Annotated in this window: 18 protein-coding genes and 1 rRNA gene; 8 read left to right on the top strand and 11 right to left on the bottom strand. The window is 65.8% G+C overall.

Annotated elements, in window-relative coordinates; genetic code table 11:
• From AC1DKD_RS19250 to AC1DKD_RS19240, 3 genes are all read left to right on the top strand, one after another.
• On the top strand, positions 1 to 960 hold a 960-nt coding region (locus AC1DKD_RS19250; protein ID WP_477143580.1), incomplete at its 5' end, for a Bug family tripartite tricarboxylate transporter substrate binding protein.
• Between the two features lie 68 nt (positions 961 to 1,028).
• Entirely contained in the window at positions 1,029 to 1,574 is a 546-nt protein-coding gene (locus tag AC1DKD_RS19245; protein ID WP_477143579.1) for a MarR family winged helix-turn-helix transcriptional regulator, read from the top strand.
• Positions 1,571 to 2,026, top strand: coding sequence for a hypothetical protein (locus tag AC1DKD_RS19240; protein ID WP_477102587.1), 456 nt, complete (start codon positions 1,571 to 1,573; stop codon positions 2,024 to 2,026). The genes AC1DKD_RS19245 and AC1DKD_RS19240 overlap by 4 nt, the downstream gene beginning before the upstream one ends.
• Positions 2,027 to 2,095: 69 nt before the next feature.
• On the opposite strand, the gene AC1DKD_RS19235 is transcribed toward AC1DKD_RS19240, so the two are convergent.
• Positions 2,096 to 3,778, bottom strand: coding sequence for a long-chain-fatty-acid--CoA ligase (locus AC1DKD_RS19235; protein ID WP_477143578.1), 1,683 nt, complete (start codon positions 3,776 to 3,778; stop codon positions 2,096 to 2,098).
• A gap of 176 nt (positions 3,779 to 3,954) precedes the next feature.
• Positions 3,955 to 4,641: a TetR/AcrR family transcriptional regulator gene (locus tag AC1DKD_RS19230; RefSeq protein ID WP_441625665.1), complete on the bottom strand. Its 687-nt coding sequence runs from the start codon at positions 4,639 to 4,641 to the stop codon at positions 3,955 to 3,957.
• Between the two features lie 208 nt (positions 4,642 to 4,849).
• Between AC1DKD_RS19230 and AC1DKD_RS19225 the strand changes: the two genes are divergently transcribed.
• From AC1DKD_RS19225 to AC1DKD_RS19215, 3 genes are all read left to right on the top strand, one after another.
• Positions 4,850 to 6,580 carry an AMP-binding protein gene (locus tag AC1DKD_RS19225; RefSeq protein ID WP_441625667.1) on the top strand — a complete coding sequence of 577 codons (1,731 nt, stop codon included), beginning with the start codon at positions 4,850 to 4,852 and terminating at the stop codon, positions 6,578 to 6,580.
• A 47-nt stretch (positions 6,581 to 6,627) separates the two neighbouring features.
• Positions 6,628 to 9,939 carry a carboxyl transferase domain-containing protein gene (locus tag AC1DKD_RS19220; protein ID WP_477143577.1) on the top strand — a complete coding sequence of 1,104 codons (3,312 nt, stop codon included), beginning with the start codon at positions 6,628 to 6,630 and terminating at the stop codon, positions 9,937 to 9,939.
• A 92-nt stretch (positions 9,940 to 10,031) separates the two neighbouring features.
• A complete protein-coding gene (locus AC1DKD_RS19215; protein ID WP_441625690.1) occupies positions 10,032 to 11,306 on the top strand; it encodes a branched-chain amino acid ABC transporter substrate-binding protein in 1,275 nt (424 codons plus the stop codon).
• Positions 11,307 to 11,348: 42 nt separating this feature from the next.
• Here AC1DKD_RS19215 and AC1DKD_RS19210 read toward each other — a convergent pair whose 3' ends face one another.
• On the bottom strand, positions 11,349 to 12,557 hold the full coding sequence (locus tag AC1DKD_RS19210; RefSeq protein ID WP_477143576.1) for an aminopeptidase: 1,209 nt from the start codon (positions 12,555 to 12,557) through the stop codon (positions 11,349 to 11,351).
• Entirely contained in the window at positions 12,554 to 14,686 is a 2,133-nt protein-coding gene (locus tag AC1DKD_RS19205) for a molybdopterin-containing oxidoreductase family protein (RefSeq protein WP_477143575.1), read from the bottom strand. The genes AC1DKD_RS19210 and AC1DKD_RS19205 overlap by 4 nt, the downstream gene beginning before the upstream one ends.
• A 279-nt stretch (positions 14,687 to 14,965) precedes the next feature.
• Between AC1DKD_RS19205 and AC1DKD_RS19200 the strand changes: the two genes are divergently transcribed.
• Positions 14,966 to 16,138 (top strand): ABC transporter substrate-binding protein, encoded by a 1,173-nt coding sequence (locus AC1DKD_RS19200; RefSeq protein ID WP_441625675.1) that lies wholly within the window; start codon positions 14,966 to 14,968, stop codon positions 16,136 to 16,138.
• Between the two features lie 144 nt (positions 16,139 to 16,282).
• Here AC1DKD_RS19200 and AC1DKD_RS19195 read toward each other — a convergent pair whose 3' ends face one another.
• The 5 genes from AC1DKD_RS19195 to AC1DKD_RS19175 form a co-directional block, all read right to left on the bottom strand.
• A complete protein-coding gene (locus AC1DKD_RS19195; protein WP_477143574.1) occupies positions 16,283 to 17,347 on the bottom strand; it encodes an ABC transporter ATP-binding protein in 1,065 nt (354 codons plus the stop codon).
• Positions 17,344 to 18,342, bottom strand: coding sequence for an ABC transporter ATP-binding protein (locus tag AC1DKD_RS19190; RefSeq protein ID WP_477143573.1), 999 nt, complete (start codon positions 18,340 to 18,342; stop codon positions 17,344 to 17,346). Before AC1DKD_RS19190 ends, AC1DKD_RS19195 begins: the two co-directional genes overlap by 4 nt.
• A 21-nt stretch (positions 18,343 to 18,363) precedes the next feature.
• Positions 18,364 to 19,290, bottom strand: a complete 927-nt coding sequence (locus tag AC1DKD_RS19185; protein ID WP_441625679.1) for an ABC transporter permease — start codon at positions 19,288 to 19,290, stop codon at positions 18,364 to 18,366.
• A gap of 4 nt (positions 19,291 to 19,294) precedes the next feature.
• The gene (locus AC1DKD_RS19180) at positions 19,295 to 20,272 is read right to left on the bottom strand and encodes an ABC transporter permease (RefSeq protein WP_045237205.1); all 978 of its coding nucleotides are present in this window, start codon (positions 20,270 to 20,272) and stop codon (positions 19,295 to 19,297) included.
• A 219-nt stretch (positions 20,273 to 20,491) separates the two neighbouring features.
• A complete protein-coding gene (locus AC1DKD_RS19175) occupies positions 20,492 to 22,078 on the bottom strand; it encodes an ABC transporter substrate-binding protein (RefSeq protein ID WP_441625681.1) in 1,587 nt (528 codons plus the stop codon).
• 312 nt (positions 22,079 to 22,390) lie between these two features.
• Here AC1DKD_RS19175 and AC1DKD_RS19170 point away from each other — a divergent pair, with 312 nt between their 5' ends.
• Positions 22,391 to 23,584, top strand: coding sequence for a M20 aminoacylase family protein (locus AC1DKD_RS19170; RefSeq protein ID WP_441625683.1), 1,194 nt, complete (start codon positions 22,391 to 22,393; stop codon positions 23,582 to 23,584).
• A gap of 63 nt (positions 23,585 to 23,647) precedes the next feature.
• Here AC1DKD_RS19170 and AC1DKD_RS19165 read toward each other — a convergent pair whose 3' ends face one another.
• The gene (locus tag AC1DKD_RS19165; RefSeq protein WP_441625685.1) at positions 23,648 to 24,598 is read right to left on the bottom strand and encodes a DUF3047 domain-containing protein; all 951 of its coding nucleotides are present in this window, start codon (positions 24,596 to 24,598) and stop codon (positions 23,648 to 23,650) included.
• Between the two features lie 257 nt (positions 24,599 to 24,855).
• Positions 24,856 to 24,947, bottom strand: a 5S ribosomal RNA gene (gene rrf / locus AC1DKD_RS19160); the annotation flags it as partial.

The raw sequence follows: 24,947 nt of genomic DNA, 5'->3' as shown, positions 1-24,947 counted from the left end.
TGCCTTGGCGCCTTAGCCTGGCAAGCCCCCGCGCTGGCCGCCGACCCTTACCCCAACAAGCCGATCCGACTGGTGGTTCCGTTCCCCGCCGGCGGCACCACCGACATCCTCGCCCGCGCGGTGGCCGCCGAACTGTCGAAGCTGCAGGGATGGAATGTGGTGGTCGACAACCGGCCGGGCGCGGGGGGCAACATCGGCGCCGACATGGTGGCCAAGGCAGCGCCGGATGGCTACACGCTGCTGATGGGCACGGTCGGCACGCATGGCATCAACCAGTCGCTCTATGGCAAGCTGCCATTCGACCCGATCAAGGACTTCGCACCCATCACCGAGGTGGCTTCGGTGCCGAATGTGCTGGTGGTCAATCCGGCCTTCGCCCAGCAGAACCGCATCAACAGCGTCAACGACCTGATTACCTACGCGCGCGCCAATCCCGGCAAGCTCAATATGGCATCGAGCGGCAACGGCACCTCGATCCATCTCGCCGGCGAGTTGTTCAAGACCCAGACCCGTACCTTCATGGTGCACTTCCCCTACAAAGGCAGCGGCCCGGCACTGACCGACCTGGCCGGGGGCACCATGCAGCTGATGTTCGACAACCTGCCTTCGTCGATGGCGCTGATCAAGTCCGGCAAGCTCAAGGCGCTGGCGGTCACCAGCGCCAAACCCTCTCCGGCGCTGCCCGGCGTGCCGACGGTGGCCGAAGCCGGTCACCTGCCCGGCTTCGAGGCCAGTTCCTGGTTCGGCCTGCTGGCACCCGCAGGTACACCGCACGACATCGTCGCGCGCATCCAGCAGGAAGTCGCCCGCTCGCTAGCCACGCCAGCGGTGCGGGAGAAGATGCAGGCCCAGGGCGCGGAGCCGGTCGGCAATACGCCGGAGCAGTTCGCGGCCTTTATTCGCGCCGAACACGCCAAGTGGGCCAAGGTCGTCAAGGATTCGGGCGCCAAGGTGGATTGAGGCCCCTTGCGGCCCGTGGCCGCACGCGAGCGCATATACTTGAGGCATCAAACAACCTGCGTGCCGCGATGCCCATCACACCTGCCGCCGAAGCTGCCGGGAACTCCGGGACCTCCGGAATCCCTGAGAAGGCCGGCGCCGAAGAGGCGCCGGTCGATCTCGAAACCCGCGCCGAAGACACCACCCATGATGCCCTGCGCCTGTGGCTGCGGCTGCTGACCTGCACCAACCTGGTCGAGTCCGACATCCGATCGCGCCTGCGCCAGGATTTCGCCTGTACCTTGCCGCGCTTCGATCTGATGTCCCAGCTCGACCGCCATCCCGAAGGCCTGAAGATGGGCGAGCTGTCGCGCCGCATGATGGTCACCGGCGGCAACGTCACCGGCATCACCGACCAGCTCCAGCAGGAAGGCCTGGTTTCGCGCGAGGCGCTGCCAAGCGATCGCCGCGCCTACCTGATCCGGCTCACCCCTGCCGGGCGCACGGCGTTCTCCGGAATGKCGCGCGCGCACGAGGCATGGATCGAGCAGTTGTTCAGCGGCCTGCCGCAAGCCGACCGGCGCGCGCTGTTCCGCCTGCTGGGCAAGCTCAAGGCTGGCCTGGTGAGCGCATGAACACTCGCCGGCCGGGACTGCCCGCGCTTGCCGCCTTGCTGCTGCCACTGCTGTTGGCAGCCGCTTGCCAGAGCGCGCCGCCGGGGCCGCAGATCACGCCACTCAATGCCACCATCAAGCTTGGGCGCATCAGCGCGAAGACGCTGGCGGGCCGGATCGATATACCGGATGCCGGCGCGGTGAATTCCGCGGTAGGCGTTGGTGGCGCGGCCTGGGGCGGCGGCGGCTGGAGCGGCGGCAGCGTTGGTTTTTCCATCGACCTGAACCGGTTGCTCAACCCGCCGCCGCAGCCGCAGATGGACCTGTACCAATACACGGTGGTGGCCCTCGATGGCAGCCGCACCACCGTCAATGGTCCGGCGGCGCCTGGCCTGGAGCCGGGTGCCTGCGTACGGATGGTCTATCCCGATGGCGCTCTCGAGCCGCGGCTTGCGCCTTCGCGCGAATGCTGACGAATCCCCGCGCCAAATGAAAAACGGCCTCCGCGCGGGAGGCCGTTTTTCCGTCGCTGGCGGCCTCGCTCAGGCAGCCTTGCGGGTATCGCGCAATTCGCGGCGCAGGATCTTGCCGACGTTGGTCTTGGGCAACTCGCCGCGGAACTCCACGTACTTGGGCCGCTTGTAACCGGTCAGGCGTTCCTTGCAGAAGGCAATCAGCTCGGCCTCGGTCAGCCCGGGGTCCTTCTTGACCACGAACAGCTTGACCACCTCGCCCGAATGCTCGTCGGGTACCCCCACTGCCGCCACCTCGAGCACGCCGGGGCATTCCGCAACCACGCCTTCGATTTCGTTCGGATACACGTTGAACCCGGACACCAGGATCATGTCTTTCTTGCGATCGACGATCTTGGTATAGCCGCGCTCGTCCATCACCCCGATATCGCCGGTCTTGAAGAAGCCGTCGGGCGTCATGACCTTGGCGGTCTCGTCCGGGCGGTTCCAGTAGCCGGCCATCACCTGCGGGCCGCGAATGCAGATCTCGCCGGGCTGGCCAAGCGGCACGTCGCGGCCATCGTCGTCGCGGATGGCGATGTCGGTCGAGGGAATCGGCAGGCCGATGGTGCCGGAAAACGCGTCGGTATCCGTGGGGTTGCAGGTGGCCGACGGCGAGGTTTCCGACAGGCCATAGCCCTCGATGATCGGACAGCCGGTCCTGGCCAGCCATTTCTTCGCCACCGCYTCCTGCACSGCCATGCCMCCGCCGTTGGCCACGCGCAGGCCGGAGAAGTCGAYCTTGYYGAWMTCCGGRTKGTTSAKSAGCGCGTTGTACAGSGTGTTSACSGCCGGGAACATRTTGAACTTGTACTTCTGCAGTTCCTTGATRAAGCCSGGGATGTCGCGCGGATTGGGGATCAGCACGCTCAGGCCGCCGCTGCGCATGCCCAGCAGGCAGCAGACCGTCAGCGCGAAGATGTGATACAGCGGCAGCGCGGTGATGGTGATCACCTGGTCGATCGGCGCGCCCTTGGCCAGCGCGGGCTGCATCCAGGCTTCGGACTGCAGCACGTTGGAGACGATATTCCGGTGCAGCAGTACCGCGCCCTTCGACACGCCGGTAGTGCCGCCCGTGTACTGCAGGAAGGCGATGTCATCTGGCCCTGTATTGGCAGGCTGCAGCTGCATGCCGCGGCCCTCCTCCAGCACGGTATTGAAGCGCACGCAGTTCGGCAGCTCCCACTCCGGCACCATCTTCTTGACGTTGCGCACCACGAAATTGACGATCGCCCCCTTGAGGCCGCCCAGCAGGTCGCCCATGCTGGCCACCACCACGTGCTTGACCGGCGTGGCGGACAGCACTTGCTGCAGCGTGGTGGCGAAGTTCTCCAGGATGACGATGGCCTCGGCGCCGCTGTCCTTGAGCTGGTGCTCCAGTTCGCGCGGGGTGTAGAGCGGATTGACGTTGACCACGACGAAGCCGGCGCGCAGCACGGCGGCCAGCACCACCGGATACTGCAGCACATTGGGCATCATGATGGCCACGCGCGCGCCGGGCTTGAGCCCGCGCGACTGCAGCCATGCGGCGAATTGCCGGGAGAGGCGGTCGAGCTCGCCGTAGGTGATCGACTTGTCCATACAGACAAAGGCGCGGCGATCGGCGTAGGTGCGAAAGGATGCCTCAAGCAACTCGGCCAGCGAGCGAAACTGGCTGCTATCGATCTCGGCGGGTACGCCGGCCGGGTAATGCTTCAGCCACAGTCTTTCCATGCGCCGTCTCCTGATTTCTGAATGATCGTTCGATTTTCGACAGATGCTAAACGTGCGTCCCGCTTAAGACAACACGTTAGATGAAGTCCTCTGGATGCCGCACACCTTCTGACGTGAAGTTTAGCGCACAGTTCAATGAGGACTCGGGAATTCCCCTAGCTCCGTCGCGGCAACCGTCAGGCGTGCGCCGGCAGCACCATCTTCATCATATTGGTAGCCAGTTCCCGCGCCAGCGCTTCCGCTTCCATGCGTCCGGGCTCGTGCCAGGTGTACATGAAGCCAACGACGCTGCCGATTGCATGCGCGGCGACGCGCGCGTCGCCATAGCTGAATACGCCGATACGCTTGCCTTCCTCCAGCAGGGCATAGAGGTCGCGGTAAAAGGCGCGCGCCATATTGCCCAGCCAGGCCACCGTTTCCGGCCGCAGGTACTGGTTATCGCGAAAGCTCAACGTGGCCGGCACATAGCAGGCGATGCAGCGGCGCGCCATTTCCAGCAGACAGGCCTGCAGCCGCTCGCGCACCGGCAGCGCGGGATCCGCGGTCTCGCGGATGACCGGCAGGCAGGTCTGGGCCGACTCCCGGCACAGGATGTCGAAGATCTCGTATTTGTCCGTGAAGTAGTAATAGACCGCGGGCTTGGTCACGCCCAGTGCGCGGCACAGGTCGTTCATCGTCATGCCGGGATAGCCCTTGGTATAGAAGAGCTGTGCGGCGGTATCGAGAATCTGGCGGCGGCGGGCTTCCTGCCGCTCGGTGATATGCGAGCGGGCGGGAGCAGTATCCAGCGCGATCTCCGGTGTCATTTCCGGCTCGGTCTCGCTGGACTTGATGGCGGGAGCGGTTTTCTGTGCAGTCGGCATGACGCGATTCTCGCATGGCGCCGGGCCCGGGAAGGCCTGGCGGTCCTCGTGGACATGTTCCGCTCGCCACCTCGCCACGGCCTGGGATCCCGACTTGACGCATGGTGGCGATGCCAATAGGATCATACCCAAGGGTACATAAATATACCAAAGAGTAAATTTCGCCAGCCTACCGGCTTGGCGGCCCACCAGCAAGGAGACACCGCCAATGGACGAGACCGCCTACCTGGCAGACCTGCACGCACGCTGGCAGCGCGCGTGGCCCGAGCGCACCCCGCGCTCGCCGCACTATCCGCTGGGGCGCCAGCCGCTCACGGAGATGCTGCGGCACTGGGGCCGCGCCCGCCCCGACTGCCCGGCGGTGATCTTCTACGGCCACGAAACCAGCTACGCCCAGCTCGATGCGCAAAGCGACCGCTGTGCCGCGCTGCTGGCGGCGCACGGCATCGGCGCCGGCGACCGGGTGGCGGTGCTGATGCCCAATTGCCCGCAGTTCCACATCGTCTTCTTCGGCATCCTCAAGCTGGGCGCGGTCTACGTGCCGGTCAGCCCGCTATCGCAGCGCGCCGAGTTGCAGCACGCATTGAGCGACAGCACGCCTTGCGCCCTGATCGCACTCGACCAGCTGGTGCCGCTGGTGCGCGAAACGCGCGCCGCGCTCGGCGCACAGGATCCGCTCTCGCTGCTGTTCGTGACCAGTTTCGCCGACATGGTCCCCGCCGAGCCCACGCTGGCGCTGCCGCCCATGGTGCAGGCGCCACGCTACCAATGCGAAGCGGACGACCGCGCCATCGACCTGCTGCCGGCCATGGCCGCGTGCACGCACGCGGCGCCCACGGCGGCGCCATCGCTCGACGCGGTGGCCGCGCTCAACTACACCGGCGGCACCACCGGGCTGCCCAAGGGCTGCATCCACACGCAAGGCGACATGGTCGACATGGCAGCCGCGTTCGGCGCCGTTTCACTGGACATCACCCACGACAGCGTCATGCTGGGCTTTTTCCCCGAGTTCTGGATCGCCGGCGAAAACCTCTGCCTGATCTTCCCCGCCTTCTTCGGCATCCCGCTGGTGCTGCTGGCGCGCTGGGATCCCGAGACCTTCATGGCGGCAGTCCAGCGCTACCGCGTCACCAATGCCTCGATGCTGGTGGACAACGCGGTCGAGGTGATGGAGCATCCGCGCGCGGCGCAATACCAGTTGCGCTCGCTGCGCCATGTCGGCGTATCGTCCTTCGTCAAGAAGCTCAACCTGCCCTACCGCCGCGCCTGGCAGGCGCTGACCGGCTCGGTCATCGCCGAGACCGCCTGGGGCATGACCGAGACGCAGACCTGCAATACCTTTACCTGCGGCATGCAGGACGACGACCTGGACCTGCGGGCCCAGCCCATCTTTGTCGGGCTGCCCGTCCCCGGCACCGAGTTCAAGATCTGCGATTTCGACAGCGGCGAACTGCTGCCGCCGGGCGCCGAAGGCGAACTGTGCGTGCGCACGCCGACCCTGCTCAAGGGCTATTGGAACAAACCCGACGCCACGCGCGAATCGCTGCGCAACGGCTGGTTCCACACCGGCGACATCGGCTCCATCGACGAGCAGGGTTATCTCCATTACCTGGGCCGGCGCAAGGAGATGCTCAAGGTCAATGGCATGAGCGTCTTTCCTGCCGAGATCGAGGCGCTGCTGGGCCAGCATCCGGCCATTCTCGGCTCCGCGGTGGTGGGGCGCGCCGATGAAGACCGTGGCCAGTTGCCCGTGGCCTTTGTCATGCTCAAGCCCGAAGCCGTCGGCACCGTCGACAACACAGCGCTGGTGCAGTGGTGCCGCGCCAATATGGCGGTGTACAAGGTGCCGCTGGTGCATATCGTCGACGCCCTGCCGCTCACCGCGACGGGCAAGGTGCGCAAGCAGGACCTGGCGCCGCTGGCCGGGCAGCTTGGCTGAGCCGCCATGGTCTTTCCTTATTCAGCGCTGTCCAACTCCTTCGCATCATGACGTTCCGCAAGCTACTGATCGCCAATCGCGGTGAAATCGCCATCCGCATCGCACGCGCCGCCGCGGGCGCGGGGCTGGAGAGCGTCGCCCTGTACAGCGAAGACGACCGCGACGCCCTCCACGTGCGCAAGGCCGACGGCGCCGTTGCGCTGCCCGGCACCGGTCCGCGCGCCTATCTCGATATCGCGCAAGTGGTGGCCGCGGCCACCCGCAGCGGCTGCGACCTGGTCCACCCCGGCTACGGCTTGCTGTCCGAGAACGCGGAATTCGCCCAGGCCTGCCTGGATGCCGGCCTCACCTTCGTGGGCCCCGCCCCCGATGTGCTGCGCCTGTTCGGCGACAAGGCACGGGCGCGCGCGTTGGCGCGCGAGTGCAATGTGCCCGTGGTGCCGGGCTCCACCGGCCCAACCACGCTGGCAGCCGCGCACGCGTTCTTCGCGTCGCTGCATGCGCCAGGCGCCGATGTCGGCATGATGATCAAGGCGCTGGCCGGCGGCGGTGGCCGCGGCATGCGCGCGGTGCACGCCGCGGCGGACATCGACGAGGCTTATGCCCGCTGCGTGTCCGAAGCCACGGCCGCGTTCGGCAACGGCGCCGTATATGTCGAGCGCATCGTGCACGCGCCCCGCCATATCGAGATCCAGGTGGTGGCGGATGCCGCAGGCGGCGTGATCGCACTGGGCGAGCGCGAATGCAGCCTGCAGCGGCGCCACCAGAAGCTGGTGGAGATGGCGCCCAGCCCGTCGCTGGACGATGCCATGCGCGCGCGGCTGGCGCAGGCCGCGGTGACGCTGGCGCGCGCCAGCGCTTATCGTGGCATCGGCACGTTTGAATTCCTGGTGGGCGCGGACGGCGGGTTCTGGTTCATGGAGGCCAACCCGCGCCTCCAGGTGGAGCACACCGTCACCGAGGTGGTGACGGGCGTGGACCTGGTCCAGGCGCAGCTGGCCATCGCCGCCGGGAAGACGCTGGCCCAGCTTGGACTGGCGCAGCCGCCCGCGCCGCGCGGCATCGCGGTGCAGTTGCGCATCAACGCCGAGCACCTCGACGCACAGGGCCAGTTGCGCCCCGCCAGCGGCCGCATCGACGCCTACGAGCCGCCCAGCGGCCCCGGCGTGCGCGTGGACGGCGCCGGTCATGCGGGCATGACGGTCAACCCGCGCTTCGACTCGCTGCTGGCCAAGCTGATCGTGCATGAACCTGGCGGCGACTACCAGCGCGCGCTGTCCCATGCCTATCGCGCCCTGTGCGAATTCCGTATCGAAGGCATCGACACCAACCGCAGGCTGCTGCAGGACCTGCTGCTGCGCGAGGATGTGCGGCGCAATAACGTCCACACCCAATACCTTGATGCCGCGCTACCGGCGATGGCCGCACAGTTGCGGGACGGCGACCAGGCCCATCCGGCGCTGCACGCGACAGGCGCAACCGCGAACGTCCAGGCGTCGGGCTCCGCGCAACTGGACGACCTGCCGGACGATGCCGAACTCGTCACCGCGCCCATGGACGGCGCGCTGGCCGCGGTGCAGGTGTGCCCCGGCGACATCGTGCGGCGCGGGCAATCGCTCGCCATCATCGAAGCCATGAAGATGGAACATCCACTGGAAGCGCCGGTGGCGGGAGAAGTCCTGCGCGTGCTGGCCGCGGCCGGCGATGTGCTGCGCACCGGCGCGCCGGTGATCGCGCTGTCCGCGCACGACGGCAGCCACCATGCRATGGATGCGGGCGCCACCGTGGATCCGGCCCATATCCGCGCCGACCTGCGCGACGCCCTGGCGCGCCAGGCACTCACGCAGGACGCGGCGCGCGCGCAGGCGGTGGACAAGCGCCATCGCCAGGGCGGACGCACCGCGCGGGAAAACATCGCGCAACTGTGCGATGCCAACTCATTCATCGAATACGGCGCGCTCGCCATTGCCGCCCAGCGCCAGCGCCGCAGCGTCGAAGACCTGGAACGCGCAACGCCGGCCGACGGCATCGTCACCGGCATCGGCACCGTCAATGCCGGAAGTTTCCCCACAGCCGACGCGCGCTGCATGGTGCTGGCCTACGACTACACAGTGCTGGCCGGCACGCAGGGCTTCTACGGCCACAAGAAGCTGGACCGCATGCTGGCGCTGGCGCGCCAGTGGCGCCTGCCGGTGGTGCTGTTCGCCGAGGGCGGCGGCGGCCGGCCCGGCGATACCGACATACCCTTGGTGGCCGGACTGGACTGCACGTCCTTCATCCAGTTCGCGCGGCTATCCGGACAGGTACCGCTGGTGGGCATCGTCTCCGGCCGCTGCTTTGCAGGGAATGCCGCGCTGCTGGGCTGCGCCGACGTCATCATCGCCACCCGCAGCGCCACCATCGGCATGGGCGGCCCGGCCATGATCGAAGGCGGCGGCCTGGGCGTATTCGCGCCCGAGGAAGTTGGCCCCGTGAGCGTGCAAGCGCCCAACGGCGTGATCGACGTCCTGGTCGACGACGAAACTGCCGCCGTGGACGCGGCACGCCGCTACCTCTCCTACTTCCAGCGCGACCTGCCCGAATGGCAGGCGGGCGACGCCCGCGCGCTGCGCCACCTGATCCCGGAGAACCGGCTGCGCAGCTACGATATGCGCAGCGTGCTCGCCGCGCTCGCCGATCACGATTCCGTGCTGGAGTTGCGCGCCGCCTTTGGCAACGGCATCATCACCGCGCTGCTCCGCATCGAGGGGCGCGCTTTCGGCTGCATCGCCAACAACCCCCGCCACCTGGGCGGCRCCATCGATGCCGCGGCCGCCGACAAGGCCGCGCGCTTCATGCAGTTGTGCGATGCGCATGGATTGCCCATCGTCTCGCTGTGCGACACGCCCGGCTTCATGGTCGGCCCGGAGGCCGAGAAGACCGCCACGGTGCGCCACGTCTCGCGGCTCTTCGTCACCGCCGGTGCGCTGCGCGTGCCCTTCTTTACCGTGGTGCTGCGCAAGGGCTATGGCCTGGGGGCGCAGGCCATGGCCGGCGGCAGTTTCTCCGCGCCCTTCTTCACCGCGGCGTGGCCCAGCGGCGAATTCGGCGCGATGGGCATCGAGGGATCGATCCGGCTGGGCTTTCGCAAGGAACTGGAAGCCGTGGCCGACCCGGCCGAACGCGAAGCGCTGTTTGCGCGTATGGTGGAAGCGGCCTACCAGCGCGGGCGCGCCCTTAACATGGCGAGTCACCTGGAGATCGATGCGGTCATCGACCCCGCCGACACCCGGCACTGGCTGCTGCGCGGGCTGGCCTCGGTACCGCCGCTGGACGAAACGCGCCGCGCCGAATCGCGCCGCTTCATCGACACGTGGTAATGCCCACAGGAGAGAGACAAGCCATGCCCCACGACTTGAAGCACGCAGCGGGCGCCGCCGCCCGGATCGCTACGCGCGCGGCAGGTGTGCTCATGCGCTGCGCGGCCGCCGCCGCGTTCGCGCTCGCCGCGGGCCTGCCCCTGCAGGCACAGGCGCAAGCCCCGGCCCAGGCCCAGGCCACCAGCGCGCCGCCCATCAAGGTCGCCTTCATCGACCAGCTATCCGGGCCGCTGGCCAATGTCGGGCAGATCTTCCAGGCCAACCTGAAGTTCGCGCTCGACGACGCCAATGCCCAGGGCGGCGTGCTGGGGCGCAACTACGAGTTGCTCAGCTACGACAACAAGCTCTCTCCGCAGGAAAGCCTGACGGCACTGCAAAGCGCGATCGATGCCGGCGTCCGCGTGGTATTCACCGGCGCCTCCGGCTCGCCGGTGGTGACCGCGCTGGTGGAGGCCGCCAACCGGAACAACGAGCGCAACCCCGCGCAGCGCATCCTGATCATCAACTACGCCTCGCTCGACCCCGACCTGACGGGCGCGCGCTGCAGCTTCTGGCATTTCGCCACCGAGGCCAACACGGCGATGAAGATGCGCGCGCTGGCCAATTTCGCGCGCGAGCAAAAAAGCATGCACAAGGTGTACCTGCTCAACCAGGATTACACCCAGGGCCGCATCTGGGCCGCGCTGGGCCGGCAGATGATCGCCGGCGCTCGGCCCGATGTGCAGTTCGTCGGCGAGGCGCTGCACCCGCTGGCCAGGGTCAAGGACTTCGCGCCGTATGTCAGCAGGATCAAGGAAAGCGGCGCCGATACCGTGGTCACGGGAAACTGGGGCCAGGACTTGAGCCTGCTGATCAAGGCCGCGGGCGACGCCGGCTATGAGCTGAACTACCTGAACCACAGCGGGGGCGGCGCGCCCGGCACGGTGCTGGCCGTGTCGCAGGCGAAGAACGCGCACCTGACGTGGGTGGCCGAATACCTGCCCAACAGCGACGATCCGGTGCTGGCGGCGCTGGCAGCCCGGGTGAAGCAGACGCCGGCCGGCGAATACTTCGCCCCGCGCGTACTGATCTCCGTGCAAATGCTGAGCGAGGCGATCCGCCGCGCGAAATCCGACGATCCCACCAGTGTTGCATTTGCGCTCGAAGGCATGCAATACCAGTCGCCCGTGGGAGATGTGCTGATGCGCAAGGGCGATCACCAGTTGCTGTTGCCGCAGGTTGTGTCGACGATTGCACCGGTGGACGGCAAGTCTGTCAAGGTGGGCGTGGAAGGCACGCAATACGGCTTCCGCCTCGACGGCGTGACGGCGGGGCGGGACCTGAACCTGCCGTCGGCCTGCCGGATGAAGCGCCCGGCGGGCGCCTAGTGCGCCGATTCCGGTCTTCGTGACATCGGCGACGTCACGGCATCAGGGCTTGGCGCCGGTCACAGGACCGGCCGCCGCGGGCGCGGACGGCGTATCAGGTGCGCCCCCGGCACGTACCGCCCCCATCGCAGCGCCAACCGTGGCACCGCTCTCGCCGGCGGTCTGCACATCGCCACCGCTGGCCRGCGGCGCCAACTGGCGCAAGGCGGCGTCACGCTCGTCGCGCGGCAGGTCTCCAATGCGCCGCGCCGCGGCATAGAAAGCGGTCCAGTCGCCGCCGCTCTGCGCCAGCAGCGCCGTGAAGGCCGGCACCCATTGCTGGTAGGTCGCCACGGCGGCCAGTTGCGCATTGGTCAGCGGGCGCTCGAACCAGCGGTCGTAGCCGGTGTAGCCGCCCCACTCCTCCTTGAGCTGCGCATAGCGCGCGCGCAGGCCGGCGAAGATTTCCGCCTTGCCGGCGCGCTTGACCTCGTCGGGCACGGGCGAGCGATAGAGCGCGTCCAGCCGGTCCCGCGTGTCCAGCAGCATGGCGCGGAATTGCTGGCGGCGCATGTCGTACTGGAGATAGCTGGCGCGGGCATCGGGAGATGCCGCCAACGCCAACCAGCGCTCCACGCCGGCCGTTTCCACTGCGGTGGCAAAGGACTCGTTGAAGGTGGTGTCGTTGCGCACATAGACCACCTGGTGCGCCAGTTCGTGGAAGATCAGCCTGGCCAGCTCGCCTTCCGGCTGGTAGACGAAGGTGTTGAGCAACGGGTCGTCAAAGTAACCCAGCGTCGAATAGGCCGGAATGCCGGCGACGTAGGGCTCGAGCCCCTGCTTGCGCAGCCCTTCCGCATAGCTGTCCGCATCGGACTGGGCGTAGTAGCCGCGATAGCTGATGCAGCCCACCACCAGGAAGCACCACTTGTGCAGTTCCATCGACAGCTCGGGGGTAGCGAACACGCTCCACACCGCATACTGCCGATGCAGGTTGGCGTAGCGCCGGTAGCTGCCGTTATCGGGCAGCTTCAGCTCGTGCGAGGCGAAATCGCGGATGCTGCCGGCCTGCGCCAAGCGCTGTGCCAGCCGCGTATCCTTGGCTTCCTGCGCCGCGGCGATGGCATCCGGCAATGGCCGGGCTTCCGCCATCACGCCGAAGTGGCCGCCGATGGACTGCGCGTAATAGCCAATCGTGTCGCAGCCGGCCAGCAACGCGGCAAGCCCCAGCGTAGCCAGGGCCTGTAGCGCGCGTGCCGGCCGCCGGATCATGATGCCAGTGCGGACGCCGCCGGTTCCGCCTGCGCCATCCTGGCGGGCGCTGCTGCTTCTACCTGCACCAGGCAATCGTAGAACACCGGAGCACGGCCCAGGTCGGTCAGCCGCTGGCTGGTCAGCTCGTTGGCGTTCTTGCCGTCCGGCGCCAGCTTTTTCCACCAGATCGACAGCCCCACCACCAGCCCGCGCCGCGCGCGGTCTGTCACGCGGGCCCGCGCCATCATGCTGCCCCGGTCGTTAAAGGCGCGCACCATGCCGCCGTTGACGATGCCTCGGGGCGCTGCATCCTCGGGATGGATATCCAGGTGCGGCTCGCCCTCGGTTGCGCGCAGGCTGTCGACATTGACGAAAGTACTGTTGAGGAAGTTACGCGCGGGCGGCGAGATCATCGCCAGCGGATAGCGCGCCGCCAGTTCCGGCGCGGAGGCGGGCGTCTCGTAGGGCGGCACATAGCCGGGCAAGGGATCGAGGCCGTCGCGGCGCATGGCCTCCGAGTAAAACTCGCACTTGCCCGATGCCGTGAAGAAGCCGCCTTCGGCCAGCGGCGCCGCCGGCAGGTTGAGCTTCTGCCAGCCCTGCGCCTTGAGGGATTCCCAGCTGATGCCGGCGGCGCGCGGGTCGGTCGCCACGATGGCCTGGGCGGCAATGTCTTCGTCGCTGTCGGCAAAGCACGGCTCGTCAAAGCCCATGCGCTGCGCCAGCCGGCGGAAGATCTCGGTATTGGGGAGCGCCTCGCCCAACGGAGCGATGGCCTGGTTGTTGGCGAGGAAGTACGTATGCCCGTAGGCTTTGTGCACGTCCACATGCTCGAGCTGGGTGGTGGCCGGCAGCAGGATATCGGCATAGTCCGCGGTATCGGTGCGGAACTGCTCCAGCACCACGGTGAACAGGTCTTCCCGCGCGAAGCCTTCCGCCACTTTGGTCGACTGCGGCGCCACCGCCACCGGGTTGCTGTTGTAGACCACCAGCGCCTCGATCCTGGGTCCGCTCTCGCCGCCGGCGTCCAGCAGCGCATCGCCGATGGTGCTCATATTGACCGTGCGCRGCAACGCCGGCAGGTCCGGCAGCAGGTCCGGCCGTTGCAGTGCCGCGTTGTCCACCGGGAAGAAGCCCGAAGTGGACAGTTGCAGGCCGCCGGCCGCATGGCGCCACGCCCCCACCAGCGACGGCAGGCAGGCGACAGCGCGCACCGCCTGGCCGCCGCCGTGGGAGCGCTGCATGCCATAGTTCAGCCGGATCACCACCGGCTGGCGCTCGCGCACCGCCAGTTGCCCGTAGAGGCCGGCCAGCCACTCGATGTCCTCGGGGTCGATGCCGCACAGCTTGGCCGCATGCGCCGGCGTATAGGCCCGCACACGCTCGCGCAGTGCCTCGAACCCCACCGTGTGGCTGTCGATGTACTCGTGATCGAGCAGATCGTCGCGCATCAGCACATGCATGATCGCCAGCGCCAGCGCGCCGTCCGTGCCGGGCATGAGGGCGATATGGCGATGGCATTTTTCGGCGGTCAGCGACCGGTACGGGTCAATCGCCACCAGCGTGGCGCCGCGCCGCTTGGCTTCCTGCACGCGTGTCCAGAAGTGCAGGTTGGAGGCAATCGGGTTGCCGCCCCAGATGATGATGAGCCTGGCGTCGGGAACATGCTCGATGTCCATGCCGATACTCGCGCCGTAGGTATAGCGCAGCGCGGTTGCACCGGCACTGGCACAGATGGTGCGGTCGAGCAGCGAGGCGCCCAGCTTGTGGAAGAAACGCGCCGCCATGCTCTCGCCCTGCACCAGGCCCATGGTGCCGGCATAGCTATACGGCACGATCGCCTGCGGATCCCGCCCGGCGATGGCCGACAGGCGGGTAGCCACGGTGTCCAGCGCCTCGTCCCAGGAAATCGGCACGAACTTGCCTTCGCCCTTGGGGCCGACCCGCTTCATCGGTGTCAGCAGGCGGTCGGGATGGTAGGTGCGGTCCGTATAGCGCGACACCTTGGTGCAAAGCACGCCCTGGGTGCCAGGGTGGTCCGGATCACCCGCCACCTTGGTGGCGCGGCCGTCCTCGACGGTGACCAGCAAGGCACAGGTATCGGGACAATCGTGCGGACAGGCGGCACGGACGATGCGGGAGGCCATGGAATCTCCTGGCAAACGATTGGGGACGGGCGGCATGGCCGGGATCGGGGGGCGGCTGGACGGCCAGGCACGCGAGGCGGGCATGCCGGGCATCCTGGCGGCCTCGCGTGTTGTACGCCGGCGTCGTCCCGACGGGCGCCGCTGGGGAAATTGTTAGGCTCCGATTGTATTCGATTATGATAGCCCGACGCTGCGCCAGCAGATGGCGACAGGGCAGCGCCGGCACAGACCGGCAAGGCATTCACGGGTAAAGAAAACACCGTCTTTCACGGGGAAACCATGCAAGTGCATTCTGGGGTCAGGGGCTGGCGCATTGCCGGCCTGCTGGTGGCGTGCGCCATCGGCTCGTCATTCATTGCCAGTGCCAACGCCGAAAGCGGCGTCAGCGCCGACACCGTCCTGCTGGGCCAGTCGGCCGCGCTCACCGGGCCGACCGCCATGCTCGGCAAGCAGCTGAATGCCGGCGCGCGGCTTTACTTCGACTACGTCAACCAGCAGGGCGGGATCTACGGCCGCAAGATCGAACTCAAGGTCCTCGACGACTTCAACGAGCCGGAATCCGCCGCCAAGAACACGCGCGCGCTGATCGACGACGACCATGTCTTCGCGCTGTTCGGCTACGTGGGCACCGAGACCGGCGAGGCCTCGCTGCCACTGGCAACCCAGGCCCGGGTGCCGTTCTTCGCCCCCTACAGCGGCGCCCAGTCGCTGCGCGAACCATTCAACCGCTACGCCTTCCACGTGCGTGCGGGCTTCAACGAAGAGGCCGCGGCCATCCTGCGCCAGATCCGCGTGACCGGCCTCAAGCGGGTGGCGGTGGTGTACAACGAGGATGCCTACGGCAAGGCAGGCCTGGGAGCACTCGAACGCGCGCTCAAGGCGGCGCCCGACAGCGGCGTGCAGATCGTCGCGCGCGAGGGCGTGGTGCGCAATACCGTGGAAATCGGCGACGCCATGCAAGGCTCGATGAAATCCAAGCCCGACGCGGTGGTGATGATCAACGCATACCGGACCACGGGCGCCTTCGTCAAGGAAGCCCTGCGCCGCGGCTTCAATGGCCAGTTCTATAACGTCTCGTTTGTCGGCACCCAGGCGCTGGCCAAGGAAGTCGGCCCCAAGGGCAGTGGCGTGATCATTTCGCAGGTCATGCCCCATCCCGGCAATGCCACGCTGCCGGTGGTGCGCGAATACCTGCGCCTGCTGCAGGCGGCCGGCAAGCCCAACGAGTTCGACTACGCCAGCATCGAAGGCTTTATTGCCGCCAAGGCCTTCGCCGAAGGCCTGCGCCGGGCCGGCAAAGACCTGACCCGCGAAAAGCTGATCACAGCACTGGAAGGCATGAAGAGCCTCGACCTGGGCGGCTACATCATCAACTTCAGCCCCGACAGCCACATCGGCTCGAAATTTGTCGAGATGACCATCATCAACTCAAGGGGGCAGGTGATTCGCTGACGTAAAGGCGTCCCACGCCAAATGTGGGCGCTCTTTTGCCCACCTTTTTGCCAGGACAGAAACCAAGACGGAAAAGCAGGCCACCACCTCCCCGGAGGGGAGGTGAAACTGACGTTGACGTCAGGCAGTCAAGCCCGATCCTCCCTACGCCATATCATTCAAATGGCAAGCCGAAAAGCGCATCGGCGCAATCTCCTTGAGCAACGGCTGCTCCTCCCGGCAACGCGGCATCGCATGCGGGCAACGCGGATGGAAATGACACCCAGGCGGCGGATGCAACGGTGACGGAATCTCCCCCTTGATCGCCACAAACGTCTTCTTGCCAACCTCCAGCTTGGGAGCCTCCGCCAGCAGCGCCTGCGTATAAGGATGATTCGGACTGGCAAACACATCCTCCGCCGGCGCCGACTCCACCACCCGCCCCAGGTACATGATCACCACGCGATCGCYGATGTGCTTCACCACGCCGAGATCGTGGCTGATGAAGAGATAGGTCAGGTTCAGCTCCTGCCGCAAGCGCATGAAGAGATTCAGCACCTGGGCCTGGATCGACACATCGAGTGCAGCCACCGACTCATCGCACACCAGGAATTCCGGCTTGACCGCCAGCGCCCGCGCGATGCCGATCCGCGCACGCTGCCCGCCCGAGAACTGGTGAGGAAAGCGGCGCAGCACGGTGGGGTCCATGCCCACCCGCACCAGCATGTCCTCCACATAACGTTTCTGCTCGCCGCGCGGCACCATGCCGTGCACCACCGGCGCCTCGCCGACGATGTCCATCACGCGCAGGCGCGGATTCAGCGAGGCATAGGGATCCTGGAAGATCATCTGGATCGCCAGTTGCTTCTCTCGTTTCTTCTCGGGCGGCAGGCGGTCCAGATCGACCCCCTTCCAGTACCGCGAACCTTCCGTCAGCGAATGCAGGCCCACGGCCATGCGGCCCAGCGTGGACTTGCCGCAACCGGACTCGCCGACCAGGCCGACCACCTCGCCGGCGCGAATGGCCAGGTCGACGCGGTCCACGGCATGCACCACTTCTTCCTGCGCGCCGGCGCCGAACACATTGGCGATCTTGGCTGCGGTGTCGAGCGATTTGACGAATCGCTTGGATACGCCTTTCAGCTCGAGAATCGGTGCGCTGGGCGTGGGTTCTGCAACGGGTTCGGACGTCATGGCAGCGAGTGCGGGATCAACAACGGTGGCGCTCATGCGGCCTCCTGCTCTGCAAGGACCGGATGAAAGCAGCGCAGGCGACGTCCGTCCGCAGCAGTATCCAGCGGTGGTGTCGTCTTGCACACATCGGTAGCATAGGCACAACGTTCGCGAAAAGCACAGCCAGCCGGCAGGTTCAGCAGCGACGGCGTCATGCCAGGAATCTGGCGCAGCGGCGCGCCGCGCGGATTGCGCGAAGGCGCGGAGCTGATCAGGCCATGGGTATAGGGATGCTGGGGCCGCTCGAGCACCTGGCGCACGTCGCCGGCTTCGACAATCTTGCCGGCATACATTACGCAAACGGAGTCGGCCAGGCCGGCCACCACGGACAGGTCGTGGGTGATCCAGATCAGCGCGGTGCCGGATTCGCGGCACAGCTTCTGCATCTCGTAGAGAATCTGGCCCTGGATGGTTACGTCCAGCGCSGTGGTSGGCTCRTCGGCRATGATCAGGTCGGGCTTGTTCAACAGSGCGATGGCAATCGCCACGCGCTGGCGCATGCCGCCSGAGAACTGGTGMGGRTAGGCGSKCARGCGCTCGTCCGGCGAGGGAATGCCGACGCGGGCCAACGCGTTGCGGGCACGCTCGCGCGCCACCGCCTTGTCGACCTTCTCATGCGCCAGCACCGCTTCGATCATCTGCGTATCGATGCGCAGGACCGGGTTCAGCGTCATCATCGGATCCTGGAAGATCATCGCGATGCGGTTGCCGCGCACGTCGCGCATCTGCGCCGGCGTGAGGTTGCGCAGGTCGCGCGTGACGCCATCCCGGCTGGTCAGCTCGATACGGCCGTCCACCACTTTGCCGGGCGGATCGATCAGGCCCATGATCGAGTAACCGGTCATCGACTTGCCCGAGCCGGACTCGCCCACCAGGCCCATGATCTCGCCGCGGCCGACCGAGAACGAAACGTCGTCGACGGCGCGCGCGACACCGCCACGCGTAAAGAACTGGGTCTTGAGACCTTCTACCACTAGGGTCGGTTTGCTCATGTTCGCTCCTGTCGTGCTGCGTTACTGCGTTTGCAGGCGCGGATTGAGTACGTCACGCAGCTGGTCGGCGACCAGGTTCATGGCCACGATGGTGACCACCAGCGCAATACCCGGGAAGAAGCTGATCCAGTACTTGCCGGACAACATGTATTGCTGGCCGTTGGCGATCAGCGAGCCCAGCGACGGCTCGGTAATGGGCACGCCCAGGCCGAGGAAGGACAACGTGGCTTCCAGCGTGATCGCCGATGCCACCTGCAGCGCAGCGATCACGATCAGCGGCGGCAGGCAATTGGGCAGCAGGTGGCGGAACATGATCCGCGCTGGCGACAGCCCGAGGCAGGTGGCGGCTTCGATATATTCCTTGCGCCGCTCGACCAGCGCCGCGCTGCGCGTGGTGCGCGCGTAATAAGCCCACTGCACAGCCACCAGCGCGATCACGATATTGCCGATGCCCGGACGCAGGAAAGCCAGCAGGATCAGCGCCAGCAGGATGGGCGGGAACGACAGCTGCAGGTCGGCCACGCGCATGATGATGGCCTCGACCCGGCCGCCGAGGAAGCCGGCGATCAGGCCCAGCGTGGCGCCCAGCAGCAGCGCGATCACCGTACTGACAACGCCTACGCCGATGCTGATGCGCAGGCCGTACATCACGGCGGAGAGAATATCCCGGCCCTGCTCGTCCGAGCCAAGCAGGAAGGTCATGCCGTCGTCGGACTTCTCGCCAGGGGCCATGCGCGAGTCGAGCACATTCAGTGTGGCGAGGTCATAAGGGTTCTGCGGCGACAGCCATGGCGCGAGCAGCGCGATCAGCACGATGGCGATCAGCAGGACCAGGCCGGTCACCGCGATCTTGCTGGAGAAGAACTGGCTGGCGAAGCGCCGCAGCGGGGTCTGTTCGGCTAGCGGCAGCGGTGCCGCCGCGGATTCGGTTTCGATTGCGGTTGTCATGAGCTCAGCCCTTGTTGTCGGCGATACGCACGCGCGGATCGAGCACGCTGTAGATGATGTCCACCAGCAGGTTGATCAGGATGAACAGCGTCACGATCACCATCAGGTAGGCCACGATGACCGGGCGGTCGAGCAACTGGATGGAATCGATGATCAGCTTGCCCATGCCGGGCCACGCGAAGATCGATTCGGTCACGATGGCAAAGGCGATGATCGAGCCGAACTGCAGGGCAATCACCGTGACGATGGGGATCATGATGTTCTTGAGCACATGCACGCCCACGATGCGCGAGTTGGACAGGCCCTTGGCCCGCGCGAACTTGACGTAGTCCTGCATCATCGCCTCCTGCGTGCCGGCGCGCGTGAGCCGGATCACCATGGCGATATTGAGCAGCGACAGCGTCACCGCCGGCAGCAGCAGGTGGCGCAAACCGTCCATCGTGAGGAAGCTGACGGGGATGCCAAGCAGCGATGCGGTCTCGCCGCGCCCATTGGACGGCAGCCAGCCCAGTTGCACCGCGAACACCATGATGAGCATCAGCCCGACCCAGAAGGTCGGCAGCGAAAAGCCGAGGATGGAGACACCCATGATGGTCTTGCCGGCTACGCCGCCGGGACGCAGGCCCGCCCACAAGCCGAGCGGAATGCCGAGCAGCACGGCCAGCAGGATGGCGCACACGGCCAGCTCCATGGTGGCCGGCATGCGCTCGAAGATCAGCTTGAGCGCCGGCGTGCCGTGCGCGAAAGAAGTGCCCAGATCGCCGTGCAACGCATTGCGCAGGAAGATCCAGTACTGTTCCCAGAGTGGCTTGTCCAGGCCAAGCGCGGCAATGGTGCGCTTGATGTCCTCCTGGTCGGCCTGAGGATTGATCAGGATATCGACCGGGTTGCCGATGGCAAAGACGCCCAGGAAGACCAGCAAGGACATGACGAAGAGCACAACTACGCTCTGCATCAAGCGTCGAATGATAAAAACCAGCATGTTCGGAAGCTTTCCTTCGCCGATGACAGGCCACGGCGCCTGTGGGCGCCGCCTGGCTGCACCGGCAGTCGGCTCGTGGCTAGGCCCGGCTACCGTCCGGGGATGAATCGTAGGGAAGCGGCCGCACAGACCGCGGATGCTTCCCGCTTATACCTGCGGATGCATTCTTGTCCGGGGGCACGATGTCATGGCCGCGCCCCCGGCGTTTCACTTGTCACTTCACTGCGGCTTGAAATTGTGCGCGTACGTCCGTTCGTCGGTACGAGGCACGTACGTGATGCCCTTCTGGGTAGCCCAGGTCGTCACCTGCTGATGGATCGGGATGATACCGCCATCGTTGATGGCAATCGCGGTAGCTTCCTGCAACAGCTTGGAACGCTCGCCGTCATCCACGGTGGCCAGCGCCTTTTCCAGTACCACGTCCATCTTCGGATTGCAGTACTCACCCCAGTTGGTCGTGCCAAAGCCCTTCTTCGGATCCTCGCAAGCCAGCAGCGCGCGCAGCGGCGAGCTGACTTCGCCGGTTTGCGCGCCCCAGCCCAGCAAGCCGAACGAGAACTCGTGCTTGATGCCCTTGGACGAGTAGGTTGCCATCGGCATGCCCTCCACCTTTGTCGTAATGCCGATGCGGGTCAGGTTCTGCGCAATGGTCTGGGCAATCTTCTCGTCGTTGACGTAGCGATTGTTAGGCGTGTGCAGGGTAATACCGAAGCCGTTCGGATAGCCCGCCTCCGCCAGCAGCTTCTTGGCGCCTTCCGGGTCGTACTTGACCGTCTTCAGGTTGGGGTTGTAGCCGAACAGCGTGGGCGGCACCAGGTTGTTGGTCGGTTCGGACAGGCCTTCCATCAAGCGGTCCTTGATGCCCTGCCGGTTGATGGCCATGCTGATGGCATTGCGCACGCGCGCATCCTTCAGCGGGTTCTTGTCCATCGGCGCACCTTCCTTGGTGGTGACAAAGGGCGACTTGTCTTTCTTGTCATCGGTGTACAGGTAGATCACGCGGTGCGAGATCTTCGAGAAGAACGTCAGCTTGGGATCCTTGCGCACCTGCGGCAGGTCTGGCGTCGGCACGTTCTCGATGGCCTGCACGTCGCCGGACAGCAGCGCCGCCATGCGCGTGGCCGGATTCGGGATGAAGCGCAGCGTCACCTTGTCCCACGCAGGCTTGGGGCCCCAGTAGTCAGGGTTCTTCACCAGGTCCACCCGGTCGTCGCGCGCATAGTTGACGAACTTGAAGGGGCCGGTGCCGATCATGCCCTTGCCCTGCGCGAAGTCGTCCGAGGTCAGGCCCTGCGTCGCCTTCTTCTGCACGATGAAGATCGACGTCAGGTCGTTCAGCATCAGCGGGTACGGTGTGTTGGTGGTGAGCTGGATGGTGTACTTGTCGATCACCTTCTTGTTGATGATCGCCTTGGTGTAGACGTCGAACTTGCCGGGGCTGTTCAGGATGGTGGCCGGGCGCTCGAGCGACCAGATGATGTCCTCGGTGGTGAGCTCGGAGCCATCGTGGAACTTCACGCCCTTGCGGATCTTGAATTCCCAGGTCAGGTTGTTGACCAGCTTCCAGGACTCGGCCAGGCCGGGAATGATCTTGCTGTCCGCGTCCATCTTCACGAGACACTCGAACATGTGCTCGGAGACGTTGATGTTCGAGAACAGGTTATAGAAATGCGGATCCATCGAGGTCGGGGGCGAACTCATGGCCAGCTTGAAATCGACCGCGTGGGCCTGGCTGGCAAAACCGAAGCTCATGGCCGCGGTTACCACCATGGCACCGAATGCCTTCTTGCATGTGCGAAGGGACATCGCGCAACTCTCCCAGGGGAAAAATGGTAGCAAACAACTACTAAGGGCAGCGTTGGCACATCGCGCCGGGCGCCGCATTTTGGTGCGGCTGGATGGGCGATCAGCGGCAACGTTGCCGGGCAGGCACATCAAGCATGAACTGTTCCAGCAGTGGACCCTGCGGGGCAATGCGGGGAAACCCCCGCGCTGTCTTGCCCGCAGTGCATCACGCGCACGCGCGTAATCGCGCACTTGTGGCCTGCCGGGCGCCTGTTTTGGCGCTTTCACGCAAGGCGTCGTATGATCCGGATATCCCTCGCCCAAACTGGCATCATGACACTCATCCCCGAAATTCTTCAGGCGCAAGCCGAGATCCGCACCATCCGACGCGACATCCACGCCCACCCGGAGCTTTGCTTCAAGGAGGAACGGACTTCGGACGTGGTGGCGCAGAACCTCGCCGCCTGGGGCATCGAAGTTCATCGCGGCCTTGGCACCACCGGCCTGGTTGGTGTGATCCGCAATGGCAATAGCGGCCGCAGCATCGGCCTGCGCGCCGATATGGATGCGCTACCGCTGCAGGAGGCCAACACCTTCGGCCACCGCTCGCAGCACGATGGACGCATGCACGCCTGCGGCCACGACGGCCATACGGCGATGCTGCTGGGGGCAGCGCGCTATCTGGCCGAGCACCGGAACTTCGACGGCACCATCAACCTGATTTTCCAGCCGGCCGAGGAAGGCGGCGGCGGCGCCCGCGAAATGATCAAGGACGGCCTGTTCGAGCGCTTTCCCTGCGATGCCGTGTTCGGCATGCACAACTGGCCCGGCATGCCTGCCGGCAGCTTCGGCACCACGGCCGGGCCACTGATGGCGTCGAGCAACGAATTCCGCATCGTCGTGCACGGCAAGGGCGCGCATGCTGCGCTGCCGCACAATGGCAACGATCCCGTTTTCACCGGAACGCAAATTGTCTCGGCGCTGCAAGGCATCATCACGCGCAACAAGCGTCCGATCGATGCCGCGGTGATTTCGGTCACGCAGTTCCATGCCGGCGACGCCACCAATATCGTGCCGGATGAGGCCTGGATCGGCGGCACGGTGCGCACCTTCACCCTGCCTGTGCTTGATCTGATCGAGCGCCGCATGGAAGAAGTCGCGCGGGCTGTGGCAAGCGCGTTCGATTGCACCGTGGATTTCGAGTTTCATCGCAACTACCCACCCACCGTCAACAGCGAGGCGGAAACGGTGTTTGCCGCGGAAGTGGCAAGGGAACTGGTGGGTGCGGACAACGTCGACGACAAGATCGAGCCGACCATGGGCGCCGAGGATTTCTCCTTCATGCTGCTTGAAAAACCGGGGTGCTACCTGTTCATCGGCAATGGTGAAGGCGTGCACCGCGAAGCCGGCCATGGCCTTGGCCCGTGCATGCTGCACAACCCGAGCTATGACTTCAACGACGAGATCCTGCCTGTTGGCTCGACCTTCTTCGTAAAGCTGGTGGAAAAGTGGCTGGCTCCTGCCTGAGTACGCAGATCAGCGCCGCGCCGGCCTGCAACGCCGGCGCGGAGTCATGACGTTGAAAGGGTATCAGTCCAGCGCGATGTCGCCGTACCAGCTTTCAGCGCGGCTCTTGGTATTGTCGGTATCGGTCATGAGCCCGATCGCCACTACCTTCCCCGGATCGGTCCCGAAGGCCTTGCGGTAGTCGGCGCGCAAGTCGCGCCGATGGCAACGCCATTCGTTGGTGTGGCGGGTACCGGAATCCACCACGATCATGCGCACGCGCTCGGTGTGCGGGTTCGACAGCACGGAGCCTTCCGGCTTGCGCCCTCCCCAAATGTACATGAGCGTGGCATAGGGCATCTCACGCCCTGTCGTCAGCCGCGCCATCTCGTACATCAGTTGATCCTTGAGCGAGAGACTGCCCTTGTCGCCATCGAACGCGACGAAGATGCGCAGCGGCGAGTCCTCGCGCGGGGCCTGGCTATTGTCGGCACTGCGGATTACGTCGCGCGTCTTCCACGTCCAGTTCAGCATGCCCGGCTCGCGCCCCACCAACGGCACATACAGGCCCGAGGCCGAACTGTCGGCTTCTGCATGTAACACCATGCGTCGGTCGACTTCGGTCAAGGTATAACGGGTGGGAAGCTTGTTTCGGTTGACGGTCCAGGGCTGCCAGCCTGCTGGCTTGCTAAGCCCATAGGGAGCCGCCGAAAACAACGGCAGCCCCTTTAGTGTAGGGTGTTCTTCCACCTCGCTGCCATGGTCGACTTCGGCGTGTTCCTCGCTCGACGAAGCGAGGTCCCGAGCCGGCGGCCCGGGTGGAACCAGCGTGTCCGTCGGCACGGCATGCCTGAGTTGATCGATATGCGTGGCAAAGCTGCCGCAATCGATCGCCGAGGCGGCAGCCATGGCCCCAGGGCCCGATTGCACGACCGGCGCACGCTCGGTGGACGCCGTTTCCAGTGTGCCGCAACCCGCCAAAGTAAGCGCACCTACCACGCCGGTCAGTGCCGACAGGCAAAATCTGGCCGCCATTGATCCCCCGCCTGGATGCCACTGCCGGCGGTGCGCTATCGCGCTCGCCGGCATCGGATCTTTGAAATCTTTCGAACTGCGTCGATGCATCGAACTGCGTCACGGGGGACTGTGCCCTCGCTTGGGGCTACGGTAACAGAACGATATGGGGGAAGGAAGGCTCCAGTACCCTGATTGGGGGACTTCTGCGACAACGTTGACGCCGCCGCAAAAGCAAAACCCCCCAGTACTTTCGTACTGGGGGGTTTCAAGGGAGAGCCTGGCGATTACCTACTTTCACACGGGTATCCGCACTATCATCGGCGTGGAGTCGTTTCACGGTCCTGTTCGGGATGGGAAGGGGTGGTTC

The organism is Cupriavidus sp. 05T313 (genome assembly GCF_056396665.1).
The sequence above is the reverse complement of the archived record's forward strand: the minus strand, read 5'-3'. Positions and strand labels throughout refer to the sequence as shown.